7 protein-coding genes are annotated in these 9,459 nt (G+C 40.7%); 5 read left to right on the top strand and 2 right to left on the bottom strand.

The features are described 5' to 3' along the window. Window positions 1-377 precede the first annotated feature (377 nt). Together PL8927_RS26045 and PL8927_RS26040 are read right to left on the bottom strand one after the other, a co-directional pair. Window positions 378-1,331 carry an asparaginase gene (locus tag PL8927_RS26045; protein WP_083626782.1) on the bottom strand — a complete coding sequence of 318 codons (954 nt, stop codon included), beginning with the start codon at window positions 1,329-1,331 and terminating at the stop codon, window positions 378-380. A 36-nt stretch (window positions 1,332-1,367) separates the two neighbouring features. Then, window positions 1,368-1,868, bottom strand: a complete 501-nt coding sequence (locus tag PL8927_RS26040) for a CGLD27 family protein (protein ID WP_083626779.1) — start codon at window positions 1,866-1,868, stop codon at window positions 1,368-1,370. Between the two features lie 922 nt (window positions 1,869-2,790). Here PL8927_RS26040 and PL8927_RS26035 point away from each other — a divergent pair. From PL8927_RS26035 to PL8927_RS26015, 5 genes are all read left to right on the top strand, one after another. After that, window positions 2,791-4,869, top strand: a complete 2,079-nt coding sequence (locus PL8927_RS26035; RefSeq protein ID WP_083626777.1) for a mechanosensitive ion channel family protein — start codon at window positions 2,791-2,793, stop codon at window positions 4,867-4,869. A gap of 250 nt (window positions 4,870-5,119) precedes the next feature. Further along, on the top strand, window positions 5,120-7,006 hold the full coding sequence (locus PL8927_RS26030) for a S9 family peptidase (protein WP_083626774.1): 1,887 nt from the start codon (window positions 5,120-5,122) through the stop codon (window positions 7,004-7,006). A gap of 238 nt (window positions 7,007-7,244) precedes the next feature. Beyond that, window positions 7,245-8,108 (top strand): SPFH domain-containing protein, encoded by an 864-nt coding sequence (locus tag PL8927_RS26025; RefSeq protein WP_083626772.1) that lies wholly within the window; start codon window positions 7,245-7,247, stop codon window positions 8,106-8,108. A gap of 113 nt (window positions 8,109-8,221) precedes the next feature. Beyond that, window positions 8,222-8,509, top strand: a complete 288-nt coding sequence (locus tag PL8927_RS26020) for a hypothetical protein (protein ID WP_083626770.1) — start codon at window positions 8,222-8,224, stop codon at window positions 8,507-8,509. 6 nt (window positions 8,510-8,515) lie between these two features. Further along, window positions 8,516-9,187, top strand: coding sequence for a Fe2+-dependent dioxygenase (locus tag PL8927_RS26015; RefSeq protein WP_083626768.1), 672 nt, complete (start codon window positions 8,516-8,518; stop codon window positions 9,185-9,187). The last annotated feature ends 272 nt before the right edge of the window (window positions 9,188-9,459 follow it).

Genomic DNA, 9,459 nt, shown 5'->3' with positions numbered 1-9,459 from the left:
GTTCAGATGATTATTATCAAACGTATCCCGTAACAGGTGTTAACCCAACAAATTATGCTTATTATGATGATAATAGTTGGGATGATAACANAATAGGGAATAGGAGGGAATAGAAAAAAGTTATTACCCACCCGATCAAGTATTTGTAGCAAACATTAAAGGATTTCATATTAGAATAATTTTCTGATCTTAACAAGGGGGAAACAGGAGATTCAAGTCCCCCTTTTTAAGCCAGGGCTGTTTCAAAGTCGGGGGGAAAAGAGTAAAGAAATAGCGATCGCTACCTGATAAAATCAAGAGCGATCGCTTATTTTTTTCTAAAATTAAAGATGCTAAACAGCCCTGGCTTGTTAACAAGGGTTAGGGGGGATCATTCTTTAAAGAAACGACAACTCCCCAATGACGTCTAAACGTTTGAAGTCGCTGAGGGTAAGGAACTTTTCACCGAGGGTTTCGGCGATGGTGGGGGTAATCCATCCCATTTGTTTTAATAGATGAATAGCGGTGGCATATTTAGCGCGATGTGACCCATCCATAACTTTAATCGCTAATCCCATACCTTCGCCAATGCGTCCCACACATTGCACCCCTTCCGCCCCAGATTTACTCACGAGTTCCCCCTCCGTTAAGCGCATTAATTCCGTATCAAAACGTCCAACTCCGGCGACCATTTCCGGGTGATGGGTCATGGCGCGAACAATGCGCTCTCTATCGAGGTTATCCCCGGACGCCAATTGAGCGTAGAGAATCGCCATTTGGCTTAATTCCAGATAATAGGTAGGTGCGCCGCAGTCATCCCTGGCGCTGAGGAACTCATCGGGGGGTAATCCTAATAATTCTCCGACTTTACCGATAATGAGTTGTTGTAGGGGATGTTTCCGTTGCAAATAGCTTTCTAACGGCCAATGGCATTGTTGACAAATGGCTAACATTCCGGCGTGTTTCCCAGAACAACCATGTTGCAGACGGCTATTTTTGCCTTCAGGAATGGGACACTGGAGTTGTACGGGGTCAACATCCGCTCGCCAGAGAATATTAAACGCTTGTCGCGCTTGTTCGATGCTTCCTTGATGAGAACTACAAATAATCGCTAAATCAATATCGGTTAAATCATATCGTTCGAGTGTGCCTGTGGTGATCACAGGTAGAGCTTGAAACGGTTTTAAGGCAGACCGGATAAAGGTTGCTGTATCGGAATTTCCGGCCACAGATAACACTCGTCCTCGATTATCACAGACGGTTGCTTGAACTCGATGGATAGACTCAACCAGTCCTTCCCGCAGGAGTCTAACTTCTAGTTCTTTGGCTTGTGTTCGTTTTCCCCGTGTCATATTTAAGATTATATTTGAATTGGATTCGGTGAGTATTTACAATAAGATCCAGATTAGTCCGCCTCCTGCTAACAATCCTACTAAACCGTAATAAGTTTTTCGTAATCGAGTTAGAATCGGTTGAACTTGGTGGGCGAGAATCAGTTGATCTTGGGCTAAAAGTTCAGGGGTTTTTAGCCACGTTTGGCCGTCATACCATCCTGATTCTTCATAAAAAATTTTAGAACTCAACAGACGGGATCTAATATAGTACCAGCCTAAAGATAACCGAATCACGACTAAGGTTAAAATAAAACTTGCTCCAGAGGCGGCGCTGAGAATTAATTGGCCTAGATATTTGCTAGGAGCAAAACTAGCGGCGGCTACAGGGCAAAAAATTACCCAGCTAATCAACCACACCCAAACTAATTTTCTCAGATATTGGGGCCAGTTGAGTGTCACCCAGCTAAAAAACCAAGATGCTTTCAATTCTTGATATTCATTAACAGGACGTTGTTCAGGGGGAACCGGACAGATGGATACTGAAACGTCTCTCATATAAATCTCATGGGAGTGTGGAAACTCAGCGTCTTCAGACCTGAGAGGAAACACGACTCAGGGGAATTTATTCCCCGTGAATATTGGATTGGGAACCGACAAAAATTTTTGTATTTGCCGATTCCCGGTTTTTTGGGATTTCTCCCACTCCTATTACTAGGGTAATGTTAGCTTCGCCAATGTTATCGGTCGGTAACTATCTCAAAAGCACTGTCTTACCCCTCGTAAAACTGTTTAACTTTTAAGTTCCAGAGCAACGGACTAGCTTCGCATCCATTGGTGGGTCTTTAACACTTGCCGATAACGTAGTCAATTAAGACTTAGGCTGGTCAACTATCCAAAGTTAGAGGCATGAAGCCCCGTCTCTTTAGAGCGGGGTGCTGACATAAGGAATCTAAGATTTTCAAAGTTAAGTTTTAAATACATATAGCAATCCTAAATGATTTGTGATAAAAACCTGTAGGGGTTTGGAGACCAAACCCTCTTTGCGCCTGGGTTTGGAGACCAAACCCCTACGATAAAATATTACAACCTATTTAGGGTTGCTATAGAGTATGACAAATACAACGGTAGAAATACCTGCGACTGAACTCCCGTCTTAAATTCCTTGTTGTGACCTACCGTTTGGCAACCCCGAACGTACTATAGCGCTACGCATTACGGTTAGGACATTTTTGAATCCTGAAACCCTTTCACTTCTTACTGTTGCCTGTTGCCTGTTGCCTGTTGCCTCTTCAAGTAGCGCTATAGCCCCAGTTTATCCACCGATGGCAAATATTTAGCCTATATTGCATATTGCCCCAGATAATCAGATAAAAAGAATATTGTACAGGTTTGGTCAAAATATGATAGACAGATTCTAGGTTTGTAGATTAGTCTAGTATCAATAGATAGATTTTTGTCAAGAATTAGGGAAAAATTCATGCGCTATCCAGTTCGTGCTATTACTCTCGCCAGTTTGGTTTGTGTATTCGCGCTATGGGCAACACCAGCAAGAACCCAAGAAAATGCAGCAGAAGAAGTACAAGCAGAGCAAGTTCAACCTGCTGTTAGTGCCGATCCCAAATTGGCAATTACGACTCAAGATCCTACAATTCCTGTGGACGAACTAGAATTATTAGTTAGACCATTAAGTTTAGAAGAATTGCAAAATGAATCAGCAGCTTGGCTGATCTTGCTAAAAGATAAAGTTCAAAAAATCAGTAATGCGGAAATAGCTATTAAACGGCAAAATCAAAGCATCAACAAACAACAAGAAGCATCTGATTCCCTAAACAAGTCACAGGAAGCCCTCAAAGCAGCAGAAGAACAACTCAAGACGGCAACTCCTGGTTCTCCAGAATATCAAGAAGCCACAAAAAAAGTAGAAGAAGCCAAAGAAAACCTGAAAAAAGGACAGGAATCTATTGATGCGGCTCAAGAAGCTAAAAAGGACGTTCAAAAGGATGATAGTTTAAAGGAGGCGATAGACAATGCCAAAGGAACGGGAGAATTAGATAAAGCTAAAGAAGCATTAGATAAAGCTAAGAAACAGCGAGAAGAATTAACGGCTAATTCATTAGCCTACGATGATGCGACCAGGAATATTGATGAATTAGATGCAGCAATTAAAGCTTTTGAAGAAGCCCAAACCGAGCAAAAAGCATCTGTTCCTGATTCACCTGAATTTGAGGAAGCAACTAAAAAACTAGATGCAGCCCAGATTTCTCTCAAACAACTGAGAGAACAAATAGAAGGGGTTCAAACCCCGGATAGTAATGAACAATCTTCCCAAGATTTGAATAAAGCTGCAATTGCTTTAGACAACACCAAAATAGAAGGTGATGGCAGTACCCAAATAGCTGGGCCAGTTGATACTATTGACAATAATGAAAATCTTAAAACCAAGGGAGAAAAACTAGAAAAAGCCGCAGAACAATTAGATAAAAATGCTGATGGAGAAGCGAAATTAAAGAATCAACTCGTAGCTAACGTTACAGAACTGCAATCAGAGCGAACCGCCATAGTTGACAGATTCAAAGTTGTGCTTGCAGAATTAGAACGCAAAGGAGGAGATCCTAAACCTTATCTACAATATATTGATGCCATCAGCGTAGTTTCAGTTGACTTGAAAGACACTCAGGGTGTGGGCGTTCGCTTGATGAGTTGGGTGAAATCAGGAGAAGGTGGCCTGCGCTGGGCAACCAACATCGGTAAATTCGTAGGTATTGTCCTTGCCTCTATCATTGTTTCTCAGATTCTCGGAATTATCATAAATCGCTCTTTAAAACGGATTGGGGGTGCATCTGAGCTATTGCGTCATTTTACCGTCATGGTCGTCAAACGTGGTGGTGTTGTTGTCGGTATAATGTTAGCCCTGACCGCACTAGAAGTCAGCCTGGGCCCAATTTTAGCCTTGCTTGGGGGTGCAAGTTTCATCTTGGCTTTTGCCCTACAAAGCAATTTGGGTAACTTTGCCAGTGGTTTGATGATTATGTTTAACAAACCCTTTGATATTGGTGATGAAGTCAAACTTGGTGGTATTTGGGGTTATGTTGATTCTATCTCTTTAGCCAGCACTAAAATTAAAGGTTTCGGAGGTCAGATGTATGTTATTCCCAATAATAGTGTTTGGGGTGGGATGATAGAAAATCTGACTGATGGGGAAATCCGTAAAGTAGCGATTTGGTTGCGGATTAGCTTTAAAGAGGACTTAGCAAAAGTGCAAAAATTATTGGTGGAAATTATTGAATCACACCCGAAAATTCTTGAAGATCCCAAACCAGGCAAATTTCTCTGGTCAGTTGAAGATTACTATTTTTCCATTGGTGTAAGTGGTTGGACTAAAATAGATGATTTTTGGGGAGTTCATGAAGAAGTGATTCAGATGATTCAGGAACGTTTTAAACAAGAAAATATCCAGATGTCAGCAGTTCCTGAACGCAACCTGAATTTCGGACAAACAATGATTGAAATGCCTAAGCCTGTTGTGAAAATTCCGACAGCATCTCTGCCAAAATAAATGCCTGTAAACAATATGAAGATGGGCTTCGATATAACAAGGTAATTTTAATCCCAGTTCATTTGGTACAGGACTTACGCATTATAACGGTGTGACAAGGCTTTGAAATTGCTTCACGACCTTCGCAATCACACAATTACGTTATCTGTGCGTAAGTCCTTTAATATTTGCCAGTCCCGGTCAACCTGTTCTCAACAAAATCAAGGGAAAATGTCACAATAGAGAAAGTTAAGTTTTGAAGACATAAAGTATGACAACTGCAACTGAACTTCCGCCTTTAATTCCTCGTGATTTGCTGTTTGGCAACCCGGAACGCACGAGTCCGAGTTTGTCACCAGAGGGCAAATATTTGGCCTATATTGCCCCAGATGATAACAATATTTTACAGGTTTGGTTAAAAACCGTTGGACAGGAAGAAACTCATCCCTTAACCCGTGATCCAAAACGGGGAATTCGATTTTTTTTCTGGACATATAACCCAGATCAACTGATGTATATTCAGGACTCCGATGGGGATGAAAATTGGCATTTGTATTTAGTTGATGTTCAAACCAATATTGTCCGCGACTTAACCCCTTTTCAAGGCGTTCGGGCGCAAGTCGTTAATTTAGATCACAAATTCCCTGATCAAATTTTAGTGGGAATGAACCTCAGAGATCCCCAAGTTTTTGATGTTTATCAGGTGAATTTAAAGAATGGGGCTGTTGATTTTCATACGGAAAATCCCGGTAATATTTTAGGTTGGACAGCCGATGCAGAGTTTAAAATTCGGGCAGCGAGTTCTAGTACCGAAGATGGAGGGTTTGATTTATTATATCGAGAAACAACCGAACATCCTTGGGAAACTCTGCGTCATTGGGGGCCGGATGAAGAAGGAGGGGCGGCTTTCTTTTCTAATGATGGCAAAATTTTGTATATGCTAGGCAACCATGATGCCAATGCCGAACGATTAATTGCCTTAGATTTATCGACTCGTCAAGAAACAGTAATTGCCGAAGATCCTCAATATGATATTGGCGGATTATTAGCCCATCCTACAACCCGAAATATTGAGGCTGTTTCTTTCTATAAAGATAAAGAAGAATGGCAGATTCTTGACTCTAGTATTCAGGCAGATATTGAGGCGATCAAACAAATTCGTCCGGGGGAATTTGGCATTAGTCGGACATTATCGGATGAAAAATGGTTAATTAGTTTTGTCACCGATGACGGCCCGGTTTATTATTATGTTTACGATCGCCCAACAAAAACCCACAGCTTTTTATTCAGTAATAAACCCAAATTAGAAGGCTTACCTTTAGCCTCAATGGAACCCATTTCTTATACTGCAAAAGATGGGTTAACTATTCATGGTTATTTAACTAAACCCGTTGGTGTTGAACTTCCCGCCCCGACGGTGATGTTAGTGCATGGTGGCCCCTGGGGGCGTGATACCTGGGGTTATGACTCCCAAGCCCAATGGTTAGCCAACCGGGGTTATGCGGTCTTACAGGTGAATTTCCGAGGATCTACGGGTTATGGGAAAGCTTTTGTGAATGCAGGGAACCGAGAATGGGCCGGAAAAATGCACGATGATCTGATCGATGGGGTGAATTGGTTAGTTGAAAAGGGCATTTCTCAGCCGGATAAAATCGCTATTATGGGCGGGTCTTATGGGGGTTATGCAACCTTAGTGGGGTTAACATTTACTCCCGAAGTTTTTGCCTGTGGGGTGGATATTGTGGGGCCGAGTAATATTATAACATTGATGCAAAGTATTCCGCCCTATTGGGAACCCATTCGCAAGAATTTCTATCATCGGGTGGGGAATTTAGACACGGAAGCGGACTTTTTAAAAGCGCGATCGCCTTTATTTTTTGTTGATCGGATTCAAAAACCTTTATTAATTGGTCAAGGAGCTAATGATCCCCGTGTTAAACAGGCGGAAAGTGAGCAGATTTTTGAGGCGATGAAACAAGCGGGAAAACCTGTGGAATATGTCTTATATACCGATGAAGGTCACGGTTTTGCCCGTCCTGAAAACCGGTTGCATTTTTATGCCATTGCTGAAGAATTTTTGGCTAAATATTTAGGAGGACGGTTTGAACCCCTTGGAGATATCGCCGGACATTGCGGTGTGATTAAATCCTCAACCTAACCTTTAATAAATCCCCCTGAAATCGGGGGGATTTATAGATATCTTTGCTTAAAATAATGCTAATATGGAAAAAACTGTAAAAGTCGTTAAATTCCCGACTGTTCCCTATTCCCTATTCCCTATTCCCTATTCCCTATTCCCTGTTCCCTGTTCCCTGTTCCCTGTTCCCTATTCCCTGTTCCCTGTTCCCTGTTCCCTATTCCCTATTCCCTATTATCAATTCTAATTTTTTAAAATCATGTTTCAGTATCTTCTGGGTATTTTATTTCCCATAATCATTGGATTTACACTGAATTCCTCAGTTAAAGTGATTAGTACCAGTGATCAAGCCATTGTTGAACAATTAGGTAAATATAAACGCACCCTAAAGCCCGGTCTGCAATTTATTGTGCCTGTGGTCGAAAAAATTGTTTATTATGATACAAACCGGGAACGTTTATTAGATATTGATCCCCAAGAAGTGATTACGAAAGATCAAATCACCCTTAAAATTAATGCTGTCGTTTTTTGGAAAATAGAAGATTTACAAAATTTTTATTATAACGTTGAAACCGATAAAACTAAAGAAGCGATTTCTAATTTGGTTTTAACCACACTTCGGGCAGAAATTGGGTTAATGAATCTGGAAGATTTATTAGCTAAAATTAAACAACTGAATACGGGATTATTAGGAGCATTAGCACAGGGAACAAAAACCTGGGGGATTAAGATTATTCGGGTTGATATTCAGAATATTACGCCGCCTAAATCTATACAGGATGCGATGGAACGCAAGCGAGTTGCTGAAAGTCGAAAACAGGCAGAAATTTTAGAAGCTCAAGGACAAGCTCAATCTATTAAAGTTTTAGCTGACACTTTGGGACTGAAAACCAATAGTTCAGAGTTCCTAAAGTTTTTAATTACGAAACAATATGTTGATGCCAATCAACAATTAAGTAGCAGTGCCAATGCCAAAGTTATTTTCATGAATCCAAATCAATTAACAGAACCCATTACTCATTTAATGGACAATGAATCCGAAAATACAAATCCTTCAATTATTTTACCTGATTTACAACAAGTCCCTAAACCTCAATCTAATCCTAACACTCAAAAAACCTAGGATATTCCTGTATCTCCAACGACCCAAAATTGATTTTTTTGTCGTCACCAGTTTGTCACTATCCCATGACTACAATGGGCTTAGTTTCAAATCAAGGACTAAGGATTTAACCCATGAATAGCAATAAAAATAACGGTCTGTCTACTCGTACTAAGATTTGGATGGGAGTGGGTGCTTATATTCTAACAGCAGGATTGTCGGATGTTGCCAATGCTTCTGCACCTCATAATTTGAGTCAAGAAATTGCATCCAAGATTTCGACTTCTGGGGATACTTTCACCTCCTCTGAGATGTTGCAAGCCTCTACTCCAACCGACGATAAAGATGATAAAGATGATAAAGATGATAAAAAAGATGAAGGCGGAGAAAGCGGAGAAAGCGGAGAAGGTGGAGAAGGCTAACATCTGATGATTTTTTGTATTGCTGATATTCTCACACCTGAAGAACTAGAAACAACTTCGACGCTACTGCAAAAAGCTGAGTTTATAGATGGGAAAACAACGGCTGGTCGGTACGTCAAAGCAGTTAAAAATAATCAACAAATCAAAACCGATAGTGAGATTACTTCTGACCTAAGAAGTATTGTTCTCGAAGCTTTAAAGCGGAACGAACTGTTTCAAATAGCGGCACGTCCTAAAGCCATTCGCCCGATTATTTTCAGTCGTTATGATCTGGGAATGTATTATGGTTCCCATTTCGATAATGCCATTATGGGCGATGAATCTATCTCTCGAACGGATGTTTCATTAACTTTATTTCTCTCTGACCCTGACACCTATCAAGGGGGAGAATTAGTGATTGAAACTTCATTAGGAGAACAGAGTTTTAAGTTAGATGCAGGTTCGGCGATTGTTTATCCGTCTTCGACCTTGCATCGTGTGGAAACGGTGACTGAAGGTACTCGCTGGGCGGCTGTTACTTGGATTCAAAGTTTAGTTCGTGACCCATCTAAACGAGAAATATTGTTTGATTTAGATACCGCTCGTAGAAGTCTTTTCAAACAATATGGCAAAACCATAGAATTTGACTTAATTGCTAAAAGTCACGCAAATTTATTGCGGAAATGGGCTGATATTTAACCCCAATTTAATTGAAATGTAGGGACGTTTTATTAAACGTATCTACATCAGGGCTGTATTTTCGACTCCCGAAGATTTTCGATTTAAACGCAACCGGAGAAAAAATTATGAGTTTGTATGAATCTAACGATGATCATGGCGGTTCAGATGATTATTATCAAACGTATCCCGTAACAGGTGTTAACCCAACAAATTATGCTTATTATGATGATAATAGTTGGGATAATAACAGTTCAGATGATTATTATCAAACGTATCCCGTAACAGGTGTT

The sequence above is a fragment of the Planktothrix serta PCC 8927 genome (assembly GCF_900010725.2).
Classification (GTDB): Bacteria; Cyanobacteriota; Cyanobacteriia; order Cyanobacteriales; family Microcoleaceae; genus Planktothrix; species Planktothrix serta.
Note: the sequence above shows the minus strand (reverse complement) of the source record. Positions and strands in the feature narration are given on the sequence as shown.